General features: G+C 61.8%; 20 protein-coding genes, 1 other RNA gene and 1 pseudogene. 11 read left to right on the forward strand and 11 right to left on the reverse strand.

The window, feature by feature from the left end; genetic code table 11:
* Positions 1 to 153: 153 nt before the first annotated feature.
* The 5 genes and pseudogenes from RV1423_RS11555 to RV1423_RS11575 all read right to left on the reverse strand — a co-directional run bounded on the left by RV1423_RS11555 (position 154) and on the right by RV1423_RS11575 (position 7,770).
* Positions 154 to 657 carry a DUF1993 family protein gene (locus tag RV1423_RS11555; RefSeq protein ID WP_034296668.1) on the reverse strand — a complete coding sequence of 168 codons (504 nt, stop codon included), beginning with the start codon at positions 655 to 657 and terminating at the stop codon, positions 154 to 156.
* Between the two features lie 163 nt (positions 658 to 820).
* Entirely contained in the window at positions 821 to 2,398 is a 1,578-nt protein-coding gene (locus RV1423_RS11560) for an efflux transporter outer membrane subunit (RefSeq protein ID WP_051516642.1), read from the reverse strand.
* Positions 2,399 to 2,425: 27 nt separating this feature from the next.
* Positions 2,426 to 5,637 (reverse strand): annotated as a pseudogene (locus RV1423_RS11565) (efflux RND transporter permease subunit).
* Between the two features lie 76 nt (positions 5,638 to 5,713).
* Positions 5,714 to 6,919 (reverse strand): efflux RND transporter periplasmic adaptor subunit, encoded by a 1,206-nt coding sequence (locus RV1423_RS11570; RefSeq protein WP_034296742.1) that lies wholly within the window; start codon positions 6,917 to 6,919, stop codon positions 5,714 to 5,716.
* 11 nt (positions 6,920 to 6,930) lie between these two features.
* A complete protein-coding gene (locus tag RV1423_RS11575; RefSeq protein WP_034296744.1) occupies positions 6,931 to 7,770 on the reverse strand; it encodes an alpha/beta hydrolase in 840 nt (279 codons plus the stop codon).
* A 336-nt stretch (positions 7,771 to 8,106) separates the two neighbouring features.
* Between RV1423_RS11575 and RV1423_RS11580 the strand changes: the two genes are divergently transcribed.
* The 3 genes from RV1423_RS11580 (at position 8,107) to RV1423_RS11590 (ending at position 11,987) form a co-directional block, all read left to right on the forward strand.
* Positions 8,107 to 9,126: a LysR family transcriptional regulator gene (locus tag RV1423_RS11580; protein WP_034296669.1), complete on the forward strand. Its 1,020-nt coding sequence runs from the start codon at positions 8,107 to 8,109 to the stop codon at positions 9,124 to 9,126.
* 751 nt (positions 9,127 to 9,877) lie between these two features.
* Positions 9,878 to 10,885, forward strand: coding sequence for an AraC family transcriptional regulator (locus tag RV1423_RS11585; protein WP_034296670.1), 1,008 nt, complete (start codon positions 9,878 to 9,880; stop codon positions 10,883 to 10,885).
* 94 nt (positions 10,886 to 10,979) lie between these two features.
* The gene (locus RV1423_RS11590; protein ID WP_034296672.1) at positions 10,980 to 11,987 is read left to right on the forward strand and encodes an aldo/keto reductase; all 1,008 of its coding nucleotides are present in this window, start codon (positions 10,980 to 10,982) and stop codon (positions 11,985 to 11,987) included.
* Positions 11,988 to 12,014: 27 nt separating this feature from the next.
* Here RV1423_RS11590 and RV1423_RS11595 read toward each other — a convergent pair whose 3' ends face one another.
* From RV1423_RS11595 to RV1423_RS11605, 3 genes are all read right to left on the reverse strand, one after another.
* Positions 12,015 to 12,683 carry a hypothetical protein gene (locus tag RV1423_RS11595; RefSeq protein WP_155835090.1) on the reverse strand — a complete coding sequence of 223 codons (669 nt, stop codon included), beginning with the start codon at positions 12,681 to 12,683 and terminating at the stop codon, positions 12,015 to 12,017.
* Positions 12,684 to 12,963: 280 nt separating this feature from the next.
* A complete protein-coding gene (locus tag RV1423_RS11600) occupies positions 12,964 to 13,719 on the reverse strand; it encodes an HpcH/HpaI aldolase/citrate lyase family protein (RefSeq protein ID WP_034296674.1) in 756 nt (251 codons plus the stop codon).
* 66 nt (positions 13,720 to 13,785) lie between these two features.
* On the reverse strand, positions 13,786 to 15,060 hold the full coding sequence (locus RV1423_RS11605) for a D-amino acid dehydrogenase (RefSeq protein ID WP_034296676.1): 1,275 nt from the start codon (positions 15,058 to 15,060) through the stop codon (positions 13,786 to 13,788).
* Between the two features lie 353 nt (positions 15,061 to 15,413).
* Here RV1423_RS11605 and rnpB point away from each other — a divergent pair.
* Both rnpB and RV1423_RS11610 read left to right on the forward strand, forming a co-directional pair.
* Positions 15,414 to 15,740, forward strand: an RNA gene (gene rnpB, locus RV1423_RS28525) — RNase P RNA component class A.
* A gap of 77 nt (positions 15,741 to 15,817) precedes the next feature.
* Positions 15,818 to 16,963, forward strand: a complete 1,146-nt coding sequence (locus RV1423_RS11610) for an enoyl-CoA hydratase/isomerase family protein (protein ID WP_034296677.1) — start codon at positions 15,818 to 15,820, stop codon at positions 16,961 to 16,963.
* Here RV1423_RS11610 and RV1423_RS11615 read toward each other — a convergent pair.
* Both RV1423_RS11615 and RV1423_RS11620 read right to left on the reverse strand, forming a co-directional pair.
* On the reverse strand, positions 16,960 to 17,535 hold the full coding sequence (locus RV1423_RS11615) for a TetR/AcrR family transcriptional regulator (protein WP_034296679.1): 576 nt from the start codon (positions 17,533 to 17,535) through the stop codon (positions 16,960 to 16,962). The genes RV1423_RS11610 and RV1423_RS11615 overlap by 4 nt on opposite strands.
* Before the next feature lie 19 nt (positions 17,536 to 17,554).
* A complete protein-coding gene (locus tag RV1423_RS11620; protein WP_034296681.1) occupies positions 17,555 to 18,028 on the reverse strand; it encodes a nuclear transport factor 2 family protein in 474 nt (157 codons plus the stop codon).
* Positions 18,029 to 18,667: 639 nt separating this feature from the next.
* On the opposite strand from RV1423_RS11620, the gene RV1423_RS11625 reads away from it, so the two are divergent.
* The 5 genes from RV1423_RS11625 to RV1423_RS11645 all read left to right on the forward strand — a co-directional run bounded on the left by RV1423_RS11625 (position 18,668) and on the right by RV1423_RS11645 (position 24,268).
* Positions 18,668 to 19,501, forward strand: coding sequence for an NAD(P)-dependent oxidoreductase (locus RV1423_RS11625; protein WP_034296683.1), 834 nt, complete (start codon positions 18,668 to 18,670; stop codon positions 19,499 to 19,501).
* 14 nt (positions 19,502 to 19,515) lie between these two features.
* On the forward strand, positions 19,516 to 20,394 hold the full coding sequence (locus tag RV1423_RS11630; protein ID WP_034296685.1) for an SMP-30/gluconolactonase/LRE family protein: 879 nt from the start codon (positions 19,516 to 19,518) through the stop codon (positions 20,392 to 20,394).
* An 84-nt stretch (positions 20,395 to 20,478) separates the two neighbouring features.
* Positions 20,479 to 21,504: a TRAP transporter substrate-binding protein gene (locus RV1423_RS11635; protein WP_034296686.1), complete on the forward strand. Its 1,026-nt coding sequence runs from the start codon at positions 20,479 to 20,481 to the stop codon at positions 21,502 to 21,504.
* A gap of 70 nt (positions 21,505 to 21,574) precedes the next feature.
* Positions 21,575 to 23,428 carry a TRAP transporter large permease subunit gene (locus RV1423_RS11640; protein ID WP_373419957.1) on the forward strand — a complete coding sequence of 618 codons (1,854 nt, stop codon included), beginning with the start codon at positions 21,575 to 21,577 and terminating at the stop codon, positions 23,426 to 23,428.
* Between the two features lie 72 nt (positions 23,429 to 23,500).
* Positions 23,501 to 24,268 carry a 2-keto-4-pentenoate hydratase gene (locus RV1423_RS11645; RefSeq protein ID WP_034296688.1) on the forward strand — a complete coding sequence of 256 codons (768 nt, stop codon included), beginning with the start codon at positions 23,501 to 23,503 and terminating at the stop codon, positions 24,266 to 24,268.
* A 149-nt stretch (positions 24,269 to 24,417) separates the two neighbouring features.
* Here the strand turns inward: RV1423_RS11645 and RV1423_RS11650 are convergent, their stop codons facing one another.
* Positions 24,418 to 24,702, reverse strand: a complete 285-nt coding sequence (locus RV1423_RS11650; RefSeq protein ID WP_007880659.1) for an HU family DNA-binding protein — start codon at positions 24,700 to 24,702, stop codon at positions 24,418 to 24,420.
* A gap of 657 nt (positions 24,703 to 25,359) precedes the next feature.
* On the opposite strand from RV1423_RS11650, the gene mraZ reads away from it, so the two are divergent.
* Entirely contained in the window at positions 25,360 to 25,788 is a 429-nt protein-coding gene (gene mraZ / locus RV1423_RS11655) for a division/cell wall cluster transcriptional repressor MraZ (protein ID WP_034296691.1), read from the forward strand.
* The last annotated feature ends 4 nt before the right edge of the window (positions 25,789 to 25,792 follow it).

The following is a 25,792-nucleotide window of genomic DNA, read 5'->3' on the forward strand; positions in this document are numbered from 1 at the left end:
GCCTGACAACGTTCTTCCCTTGTTGCCCTCCTGCACCACTGTCGTCCTGACGTATGTCAGGACCCAGCGTCGTATCAGCCGTCTCCACGACACTGGGCCCCGGCGTTCGCCGGGACGACGGCAATGGACGGCGCGAGCCGTTTTTATTGCCGGCTAAAACCCCAGATAATCCAGCTTGCCGATCTTCACGCCCTTGTGGCGCAGGATGTCGTAGGCGGTCGTGACGTGGAACAGGAAGTTCGGCAGCGCGAACGTGAACAGGTAGGACTGGCCGGTGAGGCGGACTTCGCGGTCGCGCAGTTTCATGACGATTTCACGGTCTTCGCTGCCGTCGATCTGTTCCGGTTTCAGTTCTTCAAGGAAAGCGATGGTCTTGGCGATGCGCTCCTGCAATTGCGGGAAGGTGGTTTCTTCGTCCGCAAAACTCGGCGGCTGGACGGCGGCCAGGCGCGCCGCGCCGAACTTGGCGGCGTCGCTGGCGCGCTGGATTTGCGCGGTCAGCGGATACATGTCTTCGAACAGGCGGGCGGTGAGAATGCTCTCGGGATCGAGCTTGTCTTCCTCGATGTGGGCGACGGCCTTGTCGAGCAGTGCGGACAAGACATTCAACGAGCGGATGAATACCGGGACGGATACCTGGTGCATGGAAAGCGACATGGAAATCTCCTGGGAGGGTGAGTTCGGTTGATCGTGCCTGCGCGTATGGTTGGCGGCTACGGCAATTGCATCATAGCCAGAATACGCCGCAGTCACAGGGAATAAAAAAAGCCGACCAGTTCGGCATGGGCAACCGCTCCGGTCGGCAAGGGGACGAAACACATTACATGGCTTTTGTATCGGCCTTGTCGGCAGCCTTGGTCATATCGTCGTTTTTTGCTTGCGTGTCGCTGGGTGCCATCGCTTGCGCCTGGTTGTGCCAGCCGCCGCCGAGCGCGCGGATCAGGTTGACGGTCGAGCGCGCGCGTTCGCCGTCGAGCTGGACCGCAGCGCGCTGTTGTTGCAGCACGGTGCGGTCGGCGTCGATCACGTCGAAGTAGCTGACCGAGCCTTCGCGGTATTGCACATGCGACAGCGTGGCGGCGCGGTTGGATGCCTGCACCGCATTGTCCTGCGCCTTGGTCTGGTCGCTCAGGATGCGCAGGCTGGCGAGGTTGTCTTCCACTTCGCGGAAGGCCGTGAGCACGGTCTGGCGATAGTTGGCGACGTCTTCTTCATACGCGGCGCGGGCGCGGTTGACGCCGGCTTCGCGGCGGCCGCCGTCGAAGATCGGCAAGGTCAGCGCGGTGCCGACCAGCGGGCCGAGCAGGAAGGTGCGGCTGGACCAGTTGAACAGGTCGCCCAGTTTGGCCGACTCATAACCGAGACCGCCGGTCAGGTCGAGACGCGGGAACCAGGCCGAGCGCGCCACGCCGACGCGCGCATTGGCGGCAGCCATGGCGCGTTCGGCGGCGGCGATGTCGGGACGGCGCTCCAGCAGTTCCGACGGCAGGCCGGGCGGGATGCTGATCGCCAGGCGCGACAACGGTTGCGGCGTGAACGAGAACTCGGCCGGCGTCTTGCCCAGCAGGATCGCCAGCGCATGTTCCGCGTTGGCGCGCTGGCGCGCGATGCCGAAGGATTCCGATTGCGCCGATGCCAGTTCCGACTTGGCGCGGGCGACATCGACTTCGCTGATGTCGCCTTCATCGAAGCGGCGCTGGACCAGCTTCAGCGATTGCGCGCGCAGTTCGACGGTGCCGCTGTACAACTCTTGCTCGGCATCGAGTTCGCGCAGCAGGAAATACTGTTGCGCGACGTCGGCTTGCAGCGCCAGACGCACCGACTGGAACAGCGCTTCGCTGCGCTGCGCGTCGGCGGTGGCGGCGTCGACCGTGGAGGCGACGCGGCCGAACAGGTCGGCTTCATACGACACGCCGAGCTGGGCGCGCCACAAGGTGGTCGGCGAAGTGTTGGCGTCGGCCGGCAGGTTTTGCGAAGCGGGCGACTGGCGTTGGCGGGTCGCGCCGAAGCCGGCGTCGATTTGCGGGAACAAACCGGAGCGGGCGTCCTGGCGCAGCGCGCGCGACTGGCTCAAGCGGGCTGCGGCGGCCTTCAGGTTCTGGTTGGCGTCGAGCGCCTGGGCTTCCAGAGCATTAAGGCCTGCATCGTTGAAGATTTTCCACCATTCGCCGCGCGCCAGTTCTTCCGCCGGTTGCGCGGTCTTCCAGTCGGATGCGGCCTTGGCGTCGGCGGCTTCCTTGAAGGCGACCGAGGTGTCGACGGCGGGGCGTTCGTAAGTCGGCGCCACCGAGCAGCCTGCCAGCACCAGCATTGCCGCCAGCAGGGCCGAACCTATCCTGGCGGGCTTGAGCAGCTTGCCGCCCAGGCCTCCGAGGCTGTTGATTGTGCGTGTATTCATTTTATTTTCCTTTGCTCATTGACCGGATCAACGGCCGTCGTGCGGATCGGCCGCAGCAACATGTGTTCCACTAGTCAGCGGCGCTTCGTGCTTGTGCGCGGTGTGCAGCTTCTTGCCGCCGCCGATGCTACGCAGCAGCACATAGAACACCGGCGTCAGGAACAGACCGAACAGCGTCACGCCCAGCATGCCGAAGAACACCGCGATGCCCATCGCGTGGCGCATTTCCGAACCGGCGCCGGTGGACGTCACCAGCGGCACCACGCCCATGATGAAAGCGATCGAAGTCATCAGGATCGGACGCAGGCGCAGGCGGCTGGCGTCGATGGCGGCGCGGATCACGGTGCTGCCTTGCAGTTCCAGTTCGCGGGCGAATTCGACGATCAGGATCGCGTTCTTCGCCGACAGGCCCACCAGCACCATCAGGCCGATCTGGGTGAAGATGTTGTTGTCGCCCTTGGTCAGCCAGACGCCGGTCAGGGCCGCCAGGATGCTCATCGGCACGATCAGGATCACGGCCAGCGGCAGGGTCAGGCTTTCATACAGCGCAGCCAGCACCAGGAACACCAGCAGCACGCTGATCGGGAATACCCACACGCCGGCATTGCCTGCGAGGATCTTCTGATAGGTCAGGTCGGTCCATTCGAAGCGCACGCCGCGCGGCAGGGTGGCGGCGGCCACGCGTTCGGCGGCTTTCTCGGCTTGGTCCGACGAGTAGCCGGGGGCCGGGCCGCCGTTGATGTCGGCAGCGGTGAAGCCGTTGTAGCGCACCACCATTTCAGGTCCGAACGTCGGCTTGACCTTGACCACCGAAGACAGCGGCACCATCTCGCCGGCGGAATTGCGGGTCTTGAGCATGCCGATGTCGTCGGCCGTGGCGCGGAACGGCGCATCGGCCTGGGCACGCACCTGATACACGCGGCCGAAACGGTTGAAGTCGTTGACGTACAGCGAGCCCAGATAGATCTGCATGGTGTTGAACACATCGGTCACGGGAATGCCGAGCTGCTTGGCTTTCACGCGGTCGAGGTCGACGTCCAGTTGCGGCACGTTGATCTGGTAGCTGGAGAACATCGGACCGAGCGCAGGCTCCTTGGCGGCGGCCTTCATGAAGGCTTGCGCCGCGGCGTCGAGTTCGGCGTAGCCGACCGAGCCGTGGTCTTCGATCTGCATCTTGAAGCCGCCCAGCGTACCCAGGCCCATCACCGGCGGCGGCGGGAACACGGCGGTGAAGGCTTCCTTGATGCCGCCGAATTTCTTGTTGAGCGACATGGCGATGGCGTTGCCCGACAGTTCCTTGCTCTTGCGTTCCTCGAAGGGTTTCAGGCCCACGAACACGATGCCGGCGGAAGAGCTGTTGGTGAAGCCGTTGATCGACAGGCCGGGGAAGGCGATGGCGCTGTCGACGCCGGGTTCCTTGAGCATGATGTCGCTCATCTTGCGCATCACGTCTTCGCTGCGGTCGATCGAGGCGCCGTTGGGCAACTGCGCGAAGGCCACCAGGTATTGCTTGTCCTGGCCCGGCACAAAGCCGCCCGGCACGATGTAGGCGATGCCGACGGTCGCGGCCAGCAGGATGGCGTACACGCCCATCACCGAAGCCTTGCGCGAAATCACGCCGGTCACGCCCTTGCCGTAGCCTTCCGAGGCGCGATTGAAGAAACGGTTGAAGCGGATGAAGAAACCGCCGAGGAAGCGATCCATCTGACGCGTCAGCCAGTCAGGTTTGGCGCCGTGGCCCTTGAGCAGCATCGCAGCCAGCGCCGGCGACAAGGTCAGCGAGTTGAACGCCGAGATCACGGTCGAGATCGCGATCGTCATTGCAAACTGCTTGTAGAACTGGCCGGTCAGGCCCGTCATGAAGGCCAGCGGCACGAACACCGCCACCAGCGTCAGCGCGATCGCGATGATCGGGCCGCTGACTTCCTGCATGGCGCGATAGGTCGCTTCACGCGGCGACAGGCCGGCGGAAATGTTCCGTTCGACGTTTTCCACCACCACAATGGCATCGTCGACCACAATCCCGATGGCGAGCACCATGCCGAACAGCGACAGTGCGTTGATGGAATAACCGAAGCCCAGCATCAGGGAGAAGGTGCCGATGATCGACACCGGCACGGCCAGCAGCGGGATGATCGATGCGCGCCAGGTTTGCAGGAAGATGATCACGACGATCACGACCAGCGCGATCGCTTCGAGCAGGGTGTGCACCACCGCTTCGATACTGGCGCGCACGAATTGGGTCGGGTCGTAGACGATGCGGTATTCCACCGATGCCGGGAAGTCCTTGGCCAGGTCCTTCATCGCCGCGCGCACCTGTGTCGAGACGTCCAGCGCATTGGCGCCAGGGGCCTGGAAGATCGGGATCGCTACCGCCGGCTTGTTGTCCAGCAGCGAGCGCAGGCCGTATTCGGAGGCGGCCAGCTCGACGCGGGCGACATCGCCCAGCTTGGTGACGGCGCCGTCCGGCGCGCTCTTCAAGATGATGTCGCGGAACTCTTCCTCGGTCTTCAGGCGGCCTTGCGCGTTGACTGACAATTGCACCGGCACGTCGGGCGAACTTGGGGATGCGCCGATCACGCCGGCGGCCACCTGCACGTTTTGTTCGCGAATCGACTTGATCACATCGCTGGCGGTCAGGCCGCGTTGCGCCACCTTGTTCGGATCGAGCCAGACGCGCATGGCGAGTTGCCCGAGCCGAACAGGCCGACTTCGCCCACGCCCTGGATGCGCGCCAGACGGTCTTTCACGTTCAGCACGGCGTAGTTGCGCAGGTAGGTGGTGTCGTAGCGATTGTCGGGCGAGATCAGGTGGACCACCATGGTCAGCGTCGGCGAACTCTTGATGGTCGTCACGCCGAGGCGCTGCACGTCTTCAGGCAGGCGCGGCAGGGCTTGCGAAACGCGGTTCTGCACCAGTTGCTGGGCCTTGTCGGGATCGACGCCGAGACGGAAGTTGACGGTGATGGTCAGGTTGCCGTCGCTATTGGCCTGCGATTGCATGTACAGCATGTTTTCCACGCCGTTGATCTGCTCTTCCAGCGGCGAGGCCACGGTTTCGGCGATGACTTTCGGGTTGGCGCCGGGATACTGCGCGCGCACCACCACCGACGGCGGCACCACTTCCGGGTATTCGGAAATGGGAAGCTGGAACATGGCCAACACCCCGGCCAGCAGCAGCAGTATCGACAGCACGCCCGCAAAAATCGGGCGGTCGATAAAGAATTTTGAAATATTCATGGGAATTCCCCGTTAATAATCTTTTGAAGCGATCTTTTGATGCGATCTTTTAAAGCCGCGCTTTCAGGACTTGCCGTCAAACCTTGCTCTTGTCGGACTTGGCCGGTGCGGTAGTGTCGGCAACCTTGATCATCGGCACCACGGTCGGCGCCACGGTGTCGCCCGGACGGATGCGTTGCAGGCCGTTGACGACGATGCGCTCGCCGCTCTTGAGGCCGCTTTCGACTACGCGCAAGCCGTCCTGATTGGCGCCGACGCGGATCTGACGGTAGGTGGCATGGTTGTCCTTGTCGAGCACCAGCACGAAGCGTTTGTCCTGGTCGGTGCCGATGGCTTTTTCATCGATCAGCAGGGCCTCGCGCGGCGCGCCGCCGCCGAGGCGGATGCGGGCGTACAGGCCCGGGACCAACTGGCCGTCGGCGTTGTCGAACACGGCGCGCACGCGGATGGTGCCGGACGAGGTGTCGAGGCGGTTGTCGACCGAGCCGACCTTGCCTTCGCGCGAGTAAGCGTCTTCATTGGCCAGGCCGAGGTAGACCGGCACTTGCGCGCCTTTTGCACGGGCGGGATTGACGTACTTGAGGAAGCTTTGCTCATCGACGTCGAACGCGGCGTACATCTTCGACACCGACACCAGCGTGGTCAGCGGCGGCGTGCTGGAGCCGACCGAGACGATGTTGCCGATGGTGACTTCGGCGCGCGAGATGCGGCCAGCGACCGGCGCCACGATCTGGGTGTATTCCAGATTCAGCTTGGCCGAACGCAGCGCGGCTTGGGCCGCCTGGACGTTGGCGGCGGCTTCGCGCGCGGCGTTTTGCTTCTCTTCATAGTCGCGGCGGGCGATCGCGTTGTCGCCCAGCAGGCGCTGGCCGCGCGCGACGTCCGATGCGGTGTAGGCGGCGCGGGCTTCGGCGCCGGCCAGTTGCGCTTGCGCGCGGGCGACTTCGGCGGCGTAAGGACGCGGGTCGATGGTAAACAGCACCTCGCCTTTCTTGACCAGCGCGCCGTCCTTGAAGTGCACGGCGGTCAGGGTGCCGGATACCAGCGGACGGATTTCGACGCGGTCGACGGCTTCCAGGCGACCGGAATATTGCTGCCAGTCGGTGATCTGTTTGCTGATGACTTCGGCGACGTCGACGCCGGCGGCTTGCGGCGCCTGTTGCGCGTTGGCGGTGGAGTCGACGCCGATGGCCGAGAGGGTGCCGGCGACGGCGATGGCGATGACGGCAAGGGCTGCCGCGGTGACGATGTAGCGATTGCGCAAGGTGAAGTTGCTGGACATGATGGACCTCATTAGGAAGGTTGGAAGGCAAGATTGGTAGGGGCTGAACCGGTCGCACTGAAGCGGCGGCGCAGGAATTCGACGATTTCTTTGAGCAGCGGAATATGTGTGCGCAGCGCGCCGTGCGTGAGCCCGGCAAAGCGCGCCACCTGGGTATGCACGCCGGCGCGGATCAGTGCGGCAGCGTATTTTTCCGCTTCGGTGTGCAGCACGTCGCATTCGGCGGTGGCGATGAAGGCCGGCGGCAATCCCGCCAGGCGGCTGGCTTCCAGCGGCGCGGCGTAGGGATGCAGGCGTTGCATGGTCTGCGGCAGGTACTGACGATAGCGCAGGGCGCAGGCTTCGGCGGTCATGTCCGACTTCAGGCGCTTGGCGTCGCCCAGCAGCGTCATGCTGGGATCGAGCATGGGGCTGATCAGCACTTGCGCGGCGAACGGCGCGGCGCAGCGGTCGCGCGTGATCATGGTCAGGCTGGCCGCCAGGTTGCCGCCTGCGTCGTCGCCCGCGACCGCGATGCGACGCGGATCGATGTGCAGCATGCCGGCGTTCTTGACGGCCCAGCAGGCGGCGGCGTAGGCGTCTTCCGGCGCGGCCGGGAACGGCTTGGCCGGAGCCAGCGCATAGGCCACCGACAACACCACGGCGCGGCTGTGGCGCGCAATGTATTGCGCTTGCAGGTCGGCGTCGTCGAGTCCGCCCGAGACGAAACCGCCACCGTGGAAGTACAGCACCAGCGACTGCAAGTCGCCGGTTTTCACGCGTCCCTGCGGTTCATACAGGCGCACCGGGATAGCGCCGATCGGACCGGGGACGGTGAAGTTGGTGACGGTTGAAGCTTGTTCGACTTCCATGATGTGGTCGCGGCCGTTAAAGCCGGATTCGCTAAGTTGAAGCGGATTGTGCGGCACAGCATGGGGGCGGATAAAGCCATCAAATTCAACAACACTGTTCGCCGGTTCCGAACAATCGGCGTAAAATACCCGAATTAGTTTTGCCGAAAAACGCTGCCAGCCACGGCTGACGCGGTTTTTCATTAGTTTCGAGAACTTGTGCCAAAGCCGGGAAAAGCCGTTCGATGGCAACAAAAGATAGCAATTTGGCAGCAAAAAACCACTTGTTGCAAAACAATCGGTGGCAGGTTTTGAGGCAAATTCGGCCACAGAATCGCTGTCGCCAGGGAGAATGAAATGGATCGTTTCCAAGCAATGCAGGTTTTTACGGCGGTGGTCGACGCCAACAGTTTCACGCGCGCCGCCGATAACCTGAATTTGCCGCGCACCACGGTGACCACCATCGTCCAGGGACTGGAAAGCCTGCTGCAGGTGCGCCTGCTCAACCGCACCACGCGCCGCATCAGCCTGACGCCGGACGGCGCGGCTTACTATGAGCGTTGCGTGCGCATCCTGGCCGAGGTCGATGAGACCGAGGCATCGTTCCGCAATGTCACGCGCGGCCCGCAAGGGCGTTTGCGCATCGACGTGCCGGCATCGATCGGGCGCCTGCTGCTGTTGCCCAATCTGTGCGATTTCTATAGCAAGTACCCGGATATCGAACTGGTCATGGGCATGAGCGACCGTCCGGTCGACATGGTGCAGGAGGCGGTCGATTGCGTGATCCGCGTCGGCGACCTGCAGGATTCGAGCATGGTGGCGCGCCGCATCGGCACTTTCCAGGCGGTCACCTGCGGTTCGCCGATCTACTTCGAACGGCATGGCATGCCGTATGTCATCGACGATCTGCAGAATCACCAGTCGGTGCATTACTTCTCCAGCCGCACCGGCCGCACCATCGACTGGGACTTCATGGTCGACGGTGCGCCGGTCGAGGTGAAGATGGCCGGCAAGCTGTCGGTCAACGATGGCGACGCCTACGTGGCGTCCGCCTTGCAGGGCTTCGGCCTGGTGCAGGCGCCGCTGTACATGATCCAGCCTTATATCGAGGATGGCCGCCTGGTGGAAATCCTGTCGCAATGGAAGCCGGTGCCGATGCCGATTTCGGTAGTCTACCTGCACAACCGCCATCTTTCGCCCAAGGTGCGCGCCTTCGTTGACTGGGTTGCCGAACTGTTCGCCACTTGCCCGTTGCAAAAGGGCTGCCAGGGCGGCATCGGCGCCGAAGCCAAGGAATGCCATTTCGCCACCAAGCCGGAAAGCAACACCATCCGCGCCGTCATCGAACAGCACAACATCGCCGAAAGCGTGTTCTAAGCCTGCTTTTGTCGTGCCATGGAGCGACGCGCCTGTATTCAGGCGCGTCGCTGTTTTTACGCATGCGAGGGATGCCGATCGGTACATGTGCGCTTTCGTTGTCGGATCAGAAGTGAAATCAATCGCCGCCGCTGCGATAAAAAGCGGCGGGACCTTCCGCCGGCAGAGCCGGCAGTCGTCAAGTCAATGTCTGGAAAGTTGCTGGAGAGCCGGGACTTCGATGCGAACGCTCGCAGCGGTCGCCGGCGGTTTTGTGATGCACTGTCTTTGATGGTCGATGATGCTGCCCGACAGACAGTCTGAAACTCGGATGAGATTATGCGCGCAGTGCAGCAATTTTCGTTTGCTGAAAGCTGTCGATTATTTGCCTGATTCTCCAATGTATCGGTGAATCGGGCAGTTTTGCCGATAGTCTGGCCGAAACGCGGCTCGCGTTGCCTGGCTTGTTCAGTGGTCGAATTCGCTCAAGCAATCTGATTGCAGGAACGCGAGCGGGCAACTTGAACAGCTTCGCGAAACAGGCTGGAAAAGGCCTTTTGGCGAATGTCCAAAACGGATGTTGGAATGCAAGGCCGGATCGCACAGTTTTGGTTTCAAGGAACAAGGGCAACGGAAATCCGGTTCAAGCACACGGCTTGGATACCTAATTCTCCTGATTATTTGCCTATTTCTCCAGGTGTCTGCGATGGAGATTCAGGCAAGTCGGGAATCTGGAGTAAGCTGGACATCTCCTCCCTCATCCCGAACCGCCATGGATCTGAACGACATTCCCGCCGACCTCGACTATGCCTGCGCGCCGGCAGCGCCGGGGCCGTCCGTCGCGGTGCTGCATGCCGACGCCGATGCCGACGCCAGATTGCAGGCAGCGCAGCGCGAGCTGGTCACGCTGATATCGCGCTTGACGGAGGGGACGGAAGGCTCGCTGGAAACAGCGATCGACGGCGTCGCCATCCACCGCATCGTCAATCCCCAGGGCCCCAAGCATGCCGTGCAAAAGCCGGCGTTCGCGGTGATCGCCCAGGGTTCCAAGCGTCTGTATGTCGGCGACGACATCTACGATTACGACCCCATGCATTATCTGGTGTCGTCGGTGGACCTGCCGATGGTGGGCAAGGTGACGACCAGCAGCCCGGCAGAGCCTTATCTGGGCTTGCGCATGGACCTCGACACCAAGGAGATCGGCGCGCTGATCGGCGATGAAAACCTGCCGCAGGGGATCCCTTCCGACGCCTCGCGCGGCCTGTTCGTCAACCGGCTCAACACCACCTTGCTGGATGCGGTGCTGCGCTTGTTGCGCCTGCTGGAAACGCCGCGCGACATTCCCATCATGGCGCCCATGATCAAGCGCGAAATCCTGTACCGCCTGCTGATGAACGGCCAGGGCGCCTTGCTGCGCCAGACCGTGCTGCAGGACAGCCAGATGAACCGCATCGCCAAGGCCATCCGCCTGATGAAGGAAAGCTTCACGCTGCCGCTGCGCGTGGACGACATCGCGCGCGACGTGCACATGAGCGTGTCGTCGCTGCATCATCATTTCAAGGTGGTGACGGCGATGAGCCCGTTGCAATACCAGAAGAACCTGCGGCTGCAGGAAGCGCGCCGCCTGATCCTGGCCGACGACGTCAGCGTGGCGATCGCGGCGCAGACGGTAGGATATGAAAGTTCTTCGCAGTTCAGCCGCGAATACAGCCGCATGTTCGGCGCGCCGCCGCTGCGCGACAAGCGCCGCTGGCTGGAGGAAGAAGCGCCGCTGCTTTGACCTGTCGACGCATTTGCCGGCCTTCGGCGGGATTTGCCGCAAGGCGCTAGAATCGTCGACTTCGATCTCACCTCACCCAGAACGGAGACTCATCATGCAATATCGACGCCTCGGCAAAAGCAACCTGAAAGTCTCGGCCCTGTGCCTGGGCACCATGATGTTCGGCGACCAGACCGCGATCGACGAAGCGCGCAGCATCGTGGCGTCGGCGCGCGAGCATGGCGTCAATTTCATCGACACCGCCGATGTCTATACGAAAGGAAAATCGGAAGAAATGGTCGGCAAGCTGTTGCAAGGCCAGCGCCATGACTGGGTGCTGGCGAGCAAGCTGGGCAACGTCATGAGCGATGCGCCGAACCGTTCGCATTATTCGCGCCGCTGGATCGTCAGCGAAACCGAAAGCATCCTGCGCCGCCTGGACACCGATTATCTGGACGTGCTGTACATGCATCGCGACTTCCACGAAGAGAATCTGGAAGAAGCCGTGCAATCCCTGGGCGACCTGATCCGCGCCGGCAAGATCCGTGGTTTCGGCGTGTCCAATTTCCGCGGCTGGCGCATCGCCGAGATCGTGCGCCTGTGCGAAAAGAACAACGTGCCGTTGCCGCTGGTATGCCAGCCGTATTACAACCTGCTCAACCGCATGCCGGAAGTGGAAATTCTGCCGGCCTGCGCCAATTACGGCCTGGGCGTCGTGCCTTACAGCCCAATTGCGCGCGGTGTGCTGACCGGCAAGTACAAGCCCGGCCAGAAGCCGGATGAAAACACGCGTGCAGGGCGTGGCGACAAGCGCATCCTGGAAACCGAGTTCCGAGAAGAATCATTGGCCATCGCCGCGCGTCTGCAGGAACATTGTGCCGCGCGCGGCATCAAGCCGGGTCATTTCGCGACGGCGTGGGTGCTGGCCAACTCGGCGGTCAGCAGTGTGATTGCTGGGCCGCGCACGCTGGCGCAAATGGAAGATTATTATGACGCCGTCGACCTGAAAATTTCGGCGGAAGAAGAAGCGCTGGTCGATAGCCTGGTGACGCCGGGTCATGCCTCGACGCCAGGTTACAACGATCCCGGCTATCCGTTTTTCGGTCGCGTTACGCAGAAGTAAACAGGCGTGGCTTTGCACGTCAGGAAATCAGGAAGAGGGAGTCGGCGTAGCGGCTTTTTTCGGAAGCGGCAGCAGTTCTTCCTGCTGCGCCTCTTCGGCGCGGCGTTCTTCGTGCCAGCATAAATTGAGCATCATGAAATGGCTTTGCAGGCTGACGTCGCGCATGAGCGTACAAGCCGGCGCGGGCAGCGATTTGCGGCTGATGGCGAGCTGGATCACGGCCTGACCGGGAGGCAACTCGCGCGCTGTCAGGTCACGCGCGACGGTGCGGCCGGTTTCGTCGACAGTGGCGCCGCCGTGCGTATCCTCCGACGCCACGTCGACGCTGACGCTTTTGACCACCCGCGCGGTGCAGCCGTTGTCGACGTGCATGTTGTCGATGGCGACTTCGGTCTGTTCCGATCTCTTGAGGCGCTTGCCGTCCTGTGTGAGATAAGTGACGCGTTCGCTGGTCTCGGGGAATTCCCGGACCGGCAAGTGGCGTAGCGCTGCTTCGTGTGCGCAGGCTCGGTAGGCTTGTTCCGCCGCACGCAGCGCGTCGCCGTCGGCCAGCCTGTCCCATGAAGCATGGGATGGCGTCGCGGCTGCGGGCGCAAGGTTGTCGATCAGATTCTTGTCTGTACAACTGCTCAGCAGCATGGCGACGGACAGCATGGCTGCCGCAGCCGGTAATGCATGTTTCCTTGATGGCGTCATGATGTTTCCCCTTCGTTCCCTTGCAATGACGAGGCGCGAACTCAAGACGAGCTAGCCAGTCATCGATGTACGGGTAGCGATTATGCGAGTTACAGCATGAGGCTGAAATAGGATAATTCTCAAAAACCTGTTTTTCGTCCGAAAAATAAAATAATTACCATGACGCGTTGCGTGGCTTACGATTTATATATCGAATAAAAATGAATTCCGGGTTTTCTCTTGCAATGTGGCGGAGGGAGCGGCTGCCATCCCGGCGGGACAGCAGCACGACGACGGCGCGTCAGCCGCGCAGGATATCGAGCCGGCGACTGGTTTCCGCACGCAGCAACTGGACATCGGTGCCCGGTGTGAGCATGTCGACGCCGTAGGCTTTCATGCGTTCTGCCATGTCTACCGAGCCGCAAAAAATGCCGACATATTTGCCGTGTGCATGCGATGTCGCGATGAGATGTTTGATCGCCTGATCCAGCTTGTCGTGGCTCCATGCATCGGGCGCCAGGCCAAGTTCGATGGCGAGGTCGCTGGGGCCGATGAAGATGCCGTCGAGGTCGGGCACGCCGAGGATGTCTTCGACAGCGTCCAGGCCTTGCCGGGTTTCGATCATCGCCAGCGTGAGCACGGTGCGGTTGGCATGTTCGAAATAGTCCTTGCCTCCATACAGTACGCCGCGCGCCGGACCGTAGCTGCGGCCGCCGCGCGGCGAGTAATGGCAGGCGCGCACGAAGCGTTCGGCGTCTTCCCTGGTGTTGATCAGCGGGCAGATCACGCCGTAGGCGCCGGCGTCGAGCAGCTTGTTGATTTCGCCGAGGCTGTTTTCGGAACAGCGCACCAGCGGCACGGCCTTGGTGGTGGAGATGGCCTGCAGCATCGGCACCGCCGACTCGACCGAGAACAGGCCGTGTTGCAGGTCGACCGTGACGGCGTCGTAGCCGCAATCGGCGATCACTTCGGCCAGGAAGGAATTGCCGATGGACGCCCAGCCGTTGAGTGCCAGTTTCTTTTGTGCGAACAGTTGGCGCAGAGTATTTTCCCGCATTCCGGTCTCCATATCGTTATTGATGAATCGGGATATGGTATTCGGATTACGGCGATTGTGCCGGGCTTAGCGTGCGTAGCGGAACGGCGCGTCGTCGATGGCCGTTTTGCGGTCGCCGATCTGTGCGGCCAGCATGGCGGCACTGCCGCAGGCCAGCGTCCAGCCGAGCGCGCCGTGGCCGATGTTGAGGTATAGATTCCTGACCGGCGAGGCGCCGATGATGGGTACGCCGCTCGGCGTGGCGGGACGGAAGCCTGCCCACGGCGACAAGCGTGCGGCATTGCCTGCGCCGATGCTGCCGGGGAACAGTTCGTTGGCGCCGTCCGTCAGTTCGTCGATGGCGCGTTGGGGAATGCGTTTGTCCATGCCGACCAGTTCGACGCGGCCGGCCACGCGCAGGCGATTGCCTAGGCGCGCGTAGACGATTTTTTTCGCGATGTCGGTAATCGATACTTGCGGCGCCGCTGCCTGCGCGCCGGCGTCGTCGAGCGGCACCGTGATGCTGTAGCCCTTGAGCGGATACAAGGGCAAGGTGAAACCGGCCTGGCGCGCAAACGTCGCGCTCTCCGCGCCGAGCGCCAGCACGAAGGCGTCGGCGTCGATCGATATCCTGTCCGCGCCGGCCTGCACCGATCGGATGGCGCCATCGTTCATTTTCACTTGCGTGATCGTGGTGGACGGCAGGAAGCGGAAACCGCGCTGGGCCTGCATGATTTTCACCAGGCCCAGGCAGAACTGGGCGCAGTCGCCAGCTTCTTCGCTCGGCGTATATACGCCGCCGGCCCAATGGCGGCTGGCGTTGGCCAGCGCCGGTTCGATCTCGATGCAGCGGTCGGCGTCGATGACTTCCTGTTCGCAGCCATGCTGCGCCTGGAAGGCGACTTGCCGGCGCGCCGACGCCAGACCTGCCGGGTCGGTGTACATCACCAGTTTGCCGGCGGTGCGATGGCTGAAATCGAATGGCGCAACCTGCTGTACTTGCCTGAGTTCGTCGCGGCTGTAGAAGGCCAGTTGCAGCAATTCGATGGTGGTGCGCTGTACGCGCCCGGCATTGCAGGCGCCGAGGAACTTGAACAGCCAGCGCCATTGTGCGGGATCGGGTTGAGGTTTCAGGGTCAGCGGCGAATCGGCGCTGAACAGGTAATGCGGCCAGTGCGTCCATACCGACGGATCGGCCAGCGGCGCGACATAGGAGTAGCTCAACTGGGCGCCGTTGCCCAGGCTGGTGCCGGCGCCAGCCTCGGGGCGCGCGTCCAGCAAGGTCACATCGTGGCCGTCTTGCAGCAGGCGATAAGCCGATGTGACGCCGATGATGCCGGCGCCTAATACGCAGATATGCATTGCCTTTTCCTGTGATGCGGGGATGTTGCCGATTCGAAATTTCAACTATACGCAATTCCGGTTTACCTGTCGCATGCCAAATCGGCATGGTGGATGCGCCGTGTACGGCCAGCGGCTGCTTGTCTACTCGCTTACTTGCTGCCGAAGCTTTGTATCGGGACCCATTTTCCGTCCTGCGCCTGATAGATGGTGTAGGCCGGACCGTTCAATGTTCAATGCCGGCGACGGCGCTGCTATCAGGCCGATTATCGACAATAAGACGGCGCCTCTGAAGCGAAAACGTTGGATATTCATAAACTGTTTGTGCGGCGAGCCTCTCCGGTCCGGCAGGCGGCTGAGGTACAATGACGGCCGAAGCAAGCCAGACAGCCGCTGGCCATCGCGTAATGCGGTGGCGGGAGGAAGGTCCGGACTCCACAGAGCAGGGTGACGGTTAACGGCCGTCCGCTGAAAGCCGCAAGGTATAAGGCGAGGAACAGGGCCACAGAGACGAGCGTATTAAGTTACGGTGAAACGCGGTAACCTCCACCCGGAGCAATTCCAAATAGGCACGCATTGAGGCGGCTCGCGGAGCGTGCGGGTAGGAAGCTTGAGCGCTGGAGCAATCCAGCGCCTAGAGGAATGGCTGTCATAACGGGCAACCGTCGTAACAGAATCCGGCCTATCGGCTTGCTTCATTGAATTGATACAACATGGACCTTCCGGCTCACGAGGCCGGCGAGTCCGGCAAAAAACATCAGAGACGATCAGGACCCCCATGAGCCAACCGGTTTTGTTTGAAGAACTGGCCACGCAAAACGGCCGCCGCATCGGCGTCGCCACGCTGGCTTCCGAAAAAACCTTGAATGCGCTGTCGCTCGGCATGGTGCATTTGTTGACGCCGCAATTGCGGCAGTGGGCGGCGGATGCCGGCATCGCCATGGTGCTGCTGCAAGCCCAGGGCGAAAAAGCCTTTTGCGCCGGCGGCGACCTGCAGCAGTTGTACCGCACCATGCGTGAGCACCATGCCTCGCCCGAGCGCGACGACATTCGCGCCAATCGCTACGCGGCGGAATTCTTCGAGCACGAATATCGTCTCGACTACGAAATCCACACCTATCCGAAACCGATCCTGTGCTGGGGCCACGGCATCGTCATGGGCGGCGGCATCGGCCTGATGGCCGGTTGCAGCCATCGCGTGGTCACCGAGCGTTCGCGCCTGGCCATGCCGGAAATCAGCATCGGCCTGTATCCCGACGTCGGCGGCAGTTGGTTCCTGAGCCGCGTGCCGGGCAAGCTCGGCGCTTTCCTGGCGCTGACCGGCGCCTCGATGAACGCCGAAGACGCCAAATTCACCAAGCTGGCCGATTACCGCATCGCGCATGCGGACAAGCAAAAAGTCGTCGAATCCCTGCAATTGCAGAATTGGGGCGAGGGCGACGACAAGGCCTTGCTGGGTCGCGCGTTGCAGAAGGCCGAAAGCGAAGTCGCCGCCGATGTGGCTTTTGCGCCGTCGGCCTTGCGCGAGAACTTCGATCTGATCAATACATTGTGCAGCGGCCAGACCGTGCCGGACATCGTCGACGCCATCCTCGCGCTCAAGAGCGACAATCCGTGGCTGCAAAAAGCCGCCGCCACGCTGGCGGCCGGCGCGCCCGGTTCGGCATGCCTGTCGCTGGCCTTGCAGCAGCGCGTGCGGCACATGTCGCTGGCCGACGTATTCCGCCTGGAATTGGTCGCGTCGCTGCATTGCGCCGCCCGTCCCGATTTCGTCGAGGGCATCCGCGCGCTGATCGTGGAAAAGGACCAGAAGCCGAAATGGAACCCGGCACGCCTGGCCGACGCCACGCCGCAATGGGTGGAAGGCTTCTTCGCCGACCCGTGGCCGGCGGCGCAGCATCCGCTGGCCGACCTCGGCGCCTAGCGGTCAGCCTGCAGCCGCCGCTGCAGGCGATCCAGCGTGCGCACAAAGACGGCAGGATCGTCGATCGCGCGCGCCAGCACCAATGCTCCCTGAATGCCGGCCAGGATTTCCTCGGTCAGGCCGGCGGCTTCCGCCTCATCCCTGCCGCTACGCAACAGCGCGGCGTTAAGCGCCGCAGCCCAGTCGACGAAATAATCCCTGACCTTGTCGGCAAAGCGGTCGCGTACGTTGACCAGCGCAAACACGCCCACCAGGCACACCTTGCGGCCCGACAGGAAGTAGCGCTTTACTTCGTCGAACATGCGATCGATACCGGCGATGGCGTCCGTGGTCTCGCGCAGCGGCGCGAACACTTCGCGCTGGAACCAGCCGTCGATATGGCGCAAGACCGCGTTCGCCATTTCTTCCTTGCCGCCCGGGAAGGCGTGGTACAGGCTGCCCTTGCCCAGCCCGGTGCCTTCGGTGATGCGCGCCAGGCTGGCGCCTTCGTAGCCGTAGGCGCGGAAGATTTCCGCCAGCACCGGGATCAATTCCTCGCGTTGCGTCGTCGTTGTTGCTGTTGCATCGCTCATCGTGCGCGCATCGCCTTCATCACAGTCCCAAGTCGCTCAGGCCAGGATGATCCGCCGGGCGCGGGGCCGCCTGGTCCCAATGGAATTTGCGGTCGCTTTCCTTGATCGGCAGATCGTTGATCGAGGCATGGCGCACGCGCATCAGGCCGTTCTCGTCGAACTCCCAGTTCTCATTGCCGTAGGAACGGAACCAGTTGCCGGAATCGTCGTGCCATTCGTAGGCGAAGCGCACCGCAATGCGGTTGCCGTCGAAGGCCCATAATTCCTTGATCAGGCGGTATTCCTGTTCGCGCACCCATTTCTTGGCGAGGAAGGCGACGATCGCTTCGCGGCCTTGCAGAAAATCGGCGCGGTTGCGCCAGCGACTGTCCGCCGTATAAGCCAGCGAGACTTTTTCGGCGTTGCGGGTATTCCAGCCGTCTTCGGCGGCGCGGACTTTCTGGATGGCGGTTTCGCGGGTGAAGGGTGGAAGCGGAGGGCGGGTCGTCGTCATGGGGCACCTTTAAGTAAGTTGTGGACTGCTGGCGATGATGTGCTGTTTGAATGCACTTTTGTACCGATCGGTAAACAAAGTCTAGTGCGGGGTAAAACCGCAAGCAAGCGGTTTTGGCAATGAAGGGTGACGGGATCAACTGTGCTTGGTTTCCATGCGGCGAACTGTAATCCACGCATGTGCGGGCCAGGTGGGTGAAGCTTGCTTGTGCGTCGTATGTGTACAAATTGTCATCAGTCATCGGATGACATGTCGACATTGTTCCGCAGGCTGCGCAACCCAGTAACGACAAGGGCTGCAAGGCAGTTTCTTTACCATGATGGATGTCACCGCAGATGAAAAATAGTCCTCGCTAAATCTTCTTGCGCTGAGAATTTTCATGTTGTACGATGACTGTCAATTAAAAATAATGACATCATCGGAGACACGCCATGCCCACTTTCACACGGTTCAGCAGCTAAGCATCCCGCGCGGCCGTTGCGGTTCCGGCGGCGCGTCAGCGGTTTCGTTGTATCTGGTTTGCTGAACGACCAGCCTGGCCGGTCAGCTTCGGCGTCGCCTTTGCCCGGTTATCGTCTGGCAGGGATCGGACGCCGGCATCCTCAGCCCTCGTTGTCCAACCTGAGACGATTCATCGACATGAGCAATCCGCAAGACCATCCGGCGCAGTCCGCCAAGCCTTTCCGGCGCCTGTTGCTGACCGGCGCCGCCGGCAATCTTGGCCAGGTGTTGCGCCAGCATGCCAAACCGTGGACCGCAGTGCTGCGCCTGTCCGACCTCAGCGATCCCGGCGCAGCCCAGGCCGGGGAAGAAGCCGTCGTCTGCGATCTGGCCGACAAGGCGGCGGTATACGACATGCTGGAAGGCGTCGACGCCGTGCTGCACTTCGGCGGCCGCTCGCTGGAGGCGCCGTTCGAGCAACTGATGCACGCCAATATCCAGGGCACCTATAACTTGTATGAAGCCGTGCACAAGCGCGGCATCCGGCGTGTGATTTACGCCAGTTCCAGCCACGCGGTCGGCTATTACCCGACTACCGAGCGTATCGATGCCGACAGTCCGCTGCGTCCCGACGGCTTGTACGGCCTGAGCAAATGTTTCGGCGAATCGCTGTCGCGCTATTACTTCGATCGCTTCGGCGTGGAAACGGTGTGCCTGCGCATCGGCTCATGTTTTCCGGAACCGCGCAATGCGCGCATGCTGGCGACCTACCTGAGCTACGACGATTTCGTCGAACTGGTGCGCTGCGCCTTGTTCGCGCCGCGCGTCGGCCACACCATCGTCTATGGCGTCTCCGACAACCGCATCAATTGGTGGGACAACAGCAAAGCCGGCCATCTGGGCTTTGTCGCGCGCGACAGCGCCGATCCGTTTGCCGAACGCTTTCCCTTCGGTGGAGCCTGGCCGGCAGCCGACGATGCGGGCAACTTCCAGGGCGGGCCATTCATCCTGGCCGGTCCGCAATACGAATGACAAGGGTAAGCACAATGTCGATATTGCCGCTCAACGACAACCGCTACGACGTCGGGGAAAGCCCGTTCTGGCACGCCGCACAGGCGGCCTGGTACTGGGTCGACATTCCGCGCAAGTTGATTTGCCGTCAGAGCGCCGCCGGTGTTTACCGGCAATGGCAACTGCCGGAAATGGTGGCCTGCATCGCACCCGATACGGATGGCGGCCTGATCGCAGGCATGCACAGCGGCATCTTTCGCGTGCGTCTGGCGGACGACGGCAACGCACAACTGGACAAGCTTGGCTCACCCGCCGGTCTGCAAGCCGACCAGCGCTTCAACGACGGCCGTTGCGATCGCCAGGGCCGCTTCTGGAGCGGCGTCATGTGTCTCGACATGTCGCTCGCGCGCGCCGACGGCAAGCTGTACCGCTATGACGGCGCGGGTTTGTCGGCGCCGGTCGTGGATGAATTGATCGTGCAAAACGGGTTGGCCTGGTCGCCCGACGGCAAGACCATGTATCTGTCCGACTCGCATCCGTCGCGCCGGCTGATCTGGGCGTTCGACTACGACATCGCCAGCGGCACGCCGTCGCGCCGCCGCGTGTTCGCCGATCTCAATGACCATCGTGGCCGGCCCGATGGCGCGGCGATGGATGTCGACGGTTGCTACTGGTCGTGCGCCAACGACGGTGCTTGTCTGCTGCGTTTCACGCCGGCCGGCAAGCTCGACCGCGTGATTGAACTGCCGGTGAAAAAGCCGTCCATGTGCGCCTTCGGCGGCGACGATCTGAAGACCATGATCGTCACCAGCATCAGCCTCAACGCGTTGCCTGAGGATGTCGGCGCCGGGCTGGTCTGGACGCTCGACCCCGGCGTCGCAGGCATGCCGGAAACGCCGTTTGCGAAGGAGTAAGCAGGCAGAGACCGCGCAGCGGACGGGAATGGACAGGCATCAGACGTAATCAACGCAGGTTCCGATAAAACCACAGGAGACATGATGAACAGCACCAATGCATCCAAACGGCAGTTTCTCAAGGCCGGCCTGGCCATCGGCACCGCCGCGGCGCTGCCGGGAAATCTCGCCTTTGCCCAGGACAAGCCGCTGGTCACCCTGCGCATGTCGTCCACGTTGCCGCTCGACGCCAACTCCGCGCACTATGTCTGGTATAGCCGCTTCGCCCAGAACCTGAAAAACGCCGTCGGCAACAAGATCGTCGTCAATTATTTTCCCAGCGACCAGCTCGGCAAGGAGTCCGACGTCGTCAACCAGGTGCGCATCGGCAGCGTCGACATGATGATTTCTGGCTCGTCGATCTGGTCCACCACGGTGCCGGAAATCGGCGTACTCGACATGGGCTATCTGTTCACCGGCCTCGACCATTCGGCACGCGCGCTGGACGGCAAGGCGGGCGCCGTGCTGAGCAAGCTCATGGTCGACCGCATCGGCGTACAGGTGCTGGGCTGGGCGCATTCGCTCGGCGCGCGCAATGTCTTCACCAAGAATCCGGTGCGCAGCGTCGCCGAACTCAAAGGCATCAAGCTGCGGGTGCTGCCGGTGAAGAATTTCGTCAGCACCTTGCGCTACATGGGCGCGGTGCCGACGCCGATTCCGTTCGGCGAGATCTATACCTCGCTGCAAACCGGCGTAGTCGACGGCTTCGAGCACGATGCGCCGACCGCGCTGGCGGGCAAGTTCTTCGAAGTCGCCAAGTATTGCGCGCTGACGCAGCATATCTACAACCCGCAGACGCCGGTGATCGGCAAGCGTTCGCTGGCAAAAATTCCCGCCGACTTGCAAAAACCTTTCCTCGATGCCGCCGCCGAGGCAACCGGCTATCAGCGCCAGCGCGCCGCCGACATGGAGCGCGATGCTTTTGAAAAGCTCAAGGGCCTGGGCCTCACGGTCTCCGCCGTTGACCGCGAGGCGCTGCGCAAGGATGTCGCGCCGCTATGGAGCGAGTTCACCGCCCAGTATCCGGCGGTCAAGCCGGTGGTCGATGAGATTGTCGCCGCGCGCGGCTGATGTCGCATCCGAGTCAAAGGAAACCATGATGAAGACGATGACCGCGCCGCTGGCGCCGGTGGAAGAAGCGATGCATCCGCTGCATGCCCCGCCCGACGCCGCCGTGGACTATCCGCGCCTGCAACGCCTGTTGGAACTGGTTGCCGCTGCGGTGCTGGCGATCGATGTGCTGGTAGTGTTCTCTTCAGTGATCTGGCGTTACGCCTTGCATGATCCGCTGGAATGGTCGGAAGAAGTGGCGCGCGCGCTGATGATCACGCTGGTGTTCTTCGGCGCGGCCAGCGTGCTGGGACGCAGCCGGCATGTCGGCATCGACAGCCTGCGCGGAATTTTTCCGAAGTCGTGGACGCCCTATGTCCTGCGGCTGTGCGACTGGGTAATCGCCTTTGTTTCCATGTCGCTGGCGTACACCACCTGGCTGTTGCTGGAAGTATCGAGCGACCAGACCACGCCGTCGGGCTTGCCGCAGACCATCTTTGTCCTGCCGGTGCTGATCGGCAGCCTGCTATTGTCGGTGTTCGCCATGACGCATGCGCTGAAGAAATTCGGCCGTCATGCCCTGGTGTCGGGTTTGCTCGGCGCGGCGGCAGTTGGCGGCGTGCTGGCCTTGCAGGCGTTCTGGCCGGAGCATGCCCTGCGGCCCATGCATGTACTGTTGGGCGGCTTCCTGTTCTGTCTCGTGGCGGGCGTGCCGATCGCGTTTGCGCTGACCTTCGGCGCGCTGATGTTCTTCTTGCTGGAGCCGTCGCTGTCGGTGATGGTGTTTGCCCAGCAGGTGGCGGCTGGCACCGATCACTTTGTGATGCTGGCGGTGCCGTTCTTCATCCTGGCCGGCATGGTCATGGAATACAACGGCATGTCGTCGCGCCTGATCGAACTGCTGCTGCGCATGTTCGGACGGCTGCGCGGCGGCCTCAACCTGATCATGGTCACGGCGATGGCGTTCTTTTCCGGCGTGTCGGGCTCCAAGCTGGCCGATGTCGCCGCAGTGGGCGGGATCCTGATGCCGGCGGTGCGCCAGACCAGGCAAAATCCCAATGAGGCCGCCGGTCTGCTGGCGGCTTCGGCCATCATGGCGGAAACCATCCCGCCCTGCATCAACATGATCATCCTCGGCTTCGTCGCCAACCTGTCGATCGGCGGCCTGTTCTTGGCCGGGATACTGCCGGCGCTGGCGATGGCGATCGCCCTCTGCATCCTGGCCTACTACACGGGCCGCAAGGTCGACGTCAGCGTCGTGTTCATCAGGCCGCGCCCGATGGGCAAGCTGATCGGCGGCGCGCTGGTCGGCCTGATCATGATTGTGATGATCGGCAAGGGCGTGGCTTCCGGCATCGCGACCTCGACCGAGATATCCGCGTTTGCGGTAGTCTATGCAATCGTGGTGGGTTGGCTGGCGTTCCGCGAACTCAATCGCAAGGTGCTGGTCAAGCTGTTCGTCGACGCAGCGTCGATGTCGGGCATGGTGCTGTTCATCGTGGCTGCCGCCGGCAGCGTGGCGTATGCGCTGACGGTGGAACAGATCCCGCACGCGCTGGCGGAACTGATGGTGAGTCTGGCGCACGATTACGGCCGTTGGATGTTCATCCTGATTTCGGTGTTGGCGCTGATCCTGTTCGGTGCGGTGCTGGAAGGCGCGCCTGCGCTGATCATTTTCGGCCCGTTGCTCACACCGATCGCCGTCCAGCTTGGGTACAATCCTCTGCACTTCGCCATCATCCTGGTGATTTCGATGGGTATCGGCTTGTTCTCGCCGCCGTTCGGGCTGGGCATGTACGCCACCTGCGCCATCGCTCAGGTGCGCCTGCAGGATGTGGTCAAGCCGTATCTGAAATATCTGGCGATGCTGCTGGCGACTTTGATCGTCATCATCGTCTGGCCGGATCTGAGTTTGTGGCTGCCGCGCCGTTTCGGGTTTTCCTGATAGGGCGGGCCTGAAAGATTTCCAACCAACGGCGCCTGTTCCGGCGAGCGCCATTTCACTATCAAGCAAGTCATGGACACACAAAAAATCAAAGCGGCAGCCGACCTGCTGCTCGCGGCCCGCAATCGCAAAATTACGCTCGCGCGCTTGCCCGACGAATGTATTCCGGCAGATGCCGAAGAGGCCTACGCCGTGCAGGACCTGGTGTCGCAGGCGCTGGGACCGGTCGGCGGTTGGAAGGTCGGCGCCAAGGCGCCGGGCGCGCAGCCCAGTTGCGCACCGATGCCGGCGCAATTTGTCTTCGCCGCGCCTTATCATTTTTTCGATCTGCTGACCGCCGGTTCGCGCGGCATCGAGGTGGAAATCGCCTTGCGCATGAAGCATGACCTGCCGCCGCGCTCGCGGCCCTACACCCAGGAGGAGGTGGTGGCCGCCGTCGCCACGGTGCATCCGGCCATCGAGCTGGTGTCGTCGCGCTATACGGATTATCCGGCCCGCGATCCGCTGGCTGGCCTGGCGGATGCACTGAGCAATTGCGCCTTCATTTACGGGCCGGGCCGCAGCGACCTTGGGCAGATCGACCAGAGCATCCAGCACGCCGAGTTGTATTTCAACGGACTGGAAGTCGCCAGGACGGTCGGCGGCAACCCCGTCGTCGACATCTGGCCGCTGGCCGTGTGGCTGGCAAATCATGTCGGCGCGCGTTGCGGCGGCCTCAAGGCGGGCCAGTTCATCACCACCGGATCGTGCACAGGCCTGCTGTTTGCCGAAAAAGGCAGCAGCGTGAATGCTTTGCTGGAGAATATCGGCAAGGTCGACATTTCGTTCGCGCAGGAGTGACCGCGGCGATGCGATTGTCCGACAGGCGGGAGAGTTAAGGCTTGGCGCGGAAGGGGAAATGCGGGTGAGACGGGAAAGCGGGAAGGTGAAATGGGGGATGGCGTATTTGAATGCCGTGAGCTCTGGCTCACGGCATTCAAATCGAACCATTATTTCTTCTTCTTGTTCACTGCTTCTTTGAACGACTTACCAGCGGAGAACTTCACTGTTGTTGCAGCAGCGATCTTGATTTCTTCGCCAGTTTGCGGGTTACGGCCGGTACGAGCAGCGCGCTTGCCTGTGGAGAAAGAACCGAAACCAACCAGTTGCACGGTGTCGCCCTTGGTAACTGCCTTGATGATGTTTTCAACGACGGAGTCCAGAGCACGTTGTGCAGCAGCCTTCGAGATTTCAGTATCAGCAGCGATTGCGTCGACCAATTCGGATTTGTTCACGTTAAAATTCCTTTCACTGTTAAGGTGCCGAGATTTTAGCATTGGAATGCGCCTATTCCGCAAGCCCCATCTGATGTTTAATTGAATTGTCATGATCTATTTCGCGAGAATTTCATCGGATTGAAAGAAACGCGACATGCATTGGATGATTTTTGCGTGATCGGGCTCCTGGTTTTTGCTGTTGTTCCGATTGATTGAGCCGGATTTTTTTCAGGCATACTCTGCAAATCGGCAGAATTTTCCTTGATCCTCATCCCACGTTTTTGTGTTTGTTGTGTTTGTATTTTTTGATTGTCTGCAAAATCCCCTCACAACCCGGTCAGGCGTTTACAGACTGGGGCCGTTCCCCAGAACCCGCACGGAATCCGAGATAAACACATGTGTATATCTCAAGTGAAACATTTAATACCTGTCCTAAGTCCTTAATTTTTTAAGGGAAAGCGCTTTTATACGCTTTTTAAGTAAGTGCGCTAAGTCTTTGACTTTATTAAAAAAATCCCTGTTTTCAGCCATGAATATCGCTTGACCTGTATTAGTGCATCCTCTAAAGTGGGCGACAGTGTGAAAAAGTGTTTTTTTGTGGGGTATTTTAAGTATCCTGCACCAAAGCGCTTCATTCATTCATGCCAACAGCGACAGCAAAAAAGGTCAAGCACAGTGTTTCAGGGCGCCTCAGCGATCAATCTCGATGCCAAAGGACGGATGTCTATCCCGGCCAAGCATCGCGACGCCCTCGCGGTTCAGTGCGAAGGACGCGTCACATTGACGCGTCATCCGCATGGTTGCTTGCTGTTTTTCCCGCGTCCGACCTGGGAAAGCCATCGCGAACAGATTGCCGCCTGGCCGATGTCGGCGCGCGCTTGGCAGCGGATTTTCCTGGGCAATGCCTCCGACGTCGAGCTGGACTCGGCCGGCCGCATCCTGATCGCGCCGGAGTTGCGCGCGGCGGTGGGCCTTGAGCGCGACGTCATGTTGCTGGGCATGGGCAGTCATTTTGAAATCTGGGATGCCGCCAAGCTGGCCGAGAACGAATCGGAAGCGGTTGCTGCGGGTATGCCGGATGTGTTGAGCAATTTTTCCTTCTGACGGC

The sequence above is a fragment of the Herbaspirillum sp. RV1423 genome (genome assembly GCF_000577615.1).
Lineage (GTDB): Bacteria > Pseudomonadota > Gammaproteobacteria > Burkholderiales > Burkholderiaceae_D > Herbaspirillum.

Bases quoted from the DNA above. Each gene is read 5' to 3' on its own strand.
- RV1423_RS11555 (WP_034296668.1), bottom strand. From the start codon at position 657: ATGTCGCTTTCCATGCACCAGGTATCCGTCCCGGTATTCATCCGCTCG.
- RV1423_RS11560 (WP_051516642.1), bottom strand. From the start codon at position 2,398: ATGAATACACGCACAATCAACAGCCTCGGAGGCCTGGGCGGCAAGCTG.
- RV1423_RS11570 (WP_034296742.1), bottom strand. From the start codon at position 6,919: ATGTCCAGCAACTTCACCTTGCGCAATCGCTACATCGTCACCGCGGCA.
- RV1423_RS11575 (WP_034296744.1), bottom strand. From the start codon at position 7,770: ATGGAAGTCGAACAAGCTTCAACCGTCACCAACTTCACCGTCCCCGGT.
- RV1423_RS11580 (WP_034296669.1), top strand. From the start codon at position 8,107: ATGGATCGTTTCCAAGCAATGCAGGTTTTTACGGCGGTGGTCGACGCC.
- RV1423_RS11585 (WP_034296670.1), top strand. From the start codon at position 9,878: ATGGATCTGAACGACATTCCCGCCGACCTCGACTATGCCTGCGCGCCG.
- RV1423_RS11590 (WP_034296672.1), top strand. From the start codon at position 10,980: ATGCAATATCGACGCCTCGGCAAAAGCAACCTGAAAGTCTCGGCCCTG.
- RV1423_RS11595 (WP_155835090.1), bottom strand. From the start codon at position 12,683: ATGACGCCATCAAGGAAACATGCATTACCGGCTGCGGCAGCCATGCTG.
- RV1423_RS11600 (WP_034296674.1), bottom strand. From the start codon at position 13,719: ATGCGGGAAAATACTCTGCGCCAACTGTTCGCACAAAAGAAACTGGCA.
- RV1423_RS11605 (WP_034296676.1), bottom strand. From the start codon at position 15,060: ATGCATATCTGCGTATTAGGCGCCGGCATCATCGGCGTCACATCGGCT.
- RV1423_RS11610 (WP_034296677.1), top strand. From the start codon at position 15,818: ATGAGCCAACCGGTTTTGTTTGAAGAACTGGCCACGCAAAACGGCCGC.
- RV1423_RS11615 (WP_034296679.1), bottom strand. From the start codon at position 17,535: ATGAGCGATGCAACAGCAACAACGACGACGCAACGCGAGGAATTGATC.
- RV1423_RS11620 (WP_034296681.1), bottom strand. From the start codon at position 18,028: ATGACGACGACCCGCCCTCCGCTTCCACCCTTCACCCGCGAAACCGCC.
- RV1423_RS11625 (WP_034296683.1), top strand. From the start codon at position 18,668: ATGAGCAATCCGCAAGACCATCCGGCGCAGTCCGCCAAGCCTTTCCGG.
- RV1423_RS11630 (WP_034296685.1), top strand. From the start codon at position 19,516: ATGTCGATATTGCCGCTCAACGACAACCGCTACGACGTCGGGGAAAGC.
- RV1423_RS11635 (WP_034296686.1), top strand. From the start codon at position 20,479: ATGAACAGCACCAATGCATCCAAACGGCAGTTTCTCAAGGCCGGCCTG.
- RV1423_RS11640 (WP_373419957.1), top strand. From the start codon at position 21,575: ATGCATCCGCTGCATGCCCCGCCCGACGCCGCCGTGGACTATCCGCGC.
- RV1423_RS11645 (WP_034296688.1), top strand. From the start codon at position 23,501: ATGGACACACAAAAAATCAAAGCGGCAGCCGACCTGCTGCTCGCGGCC.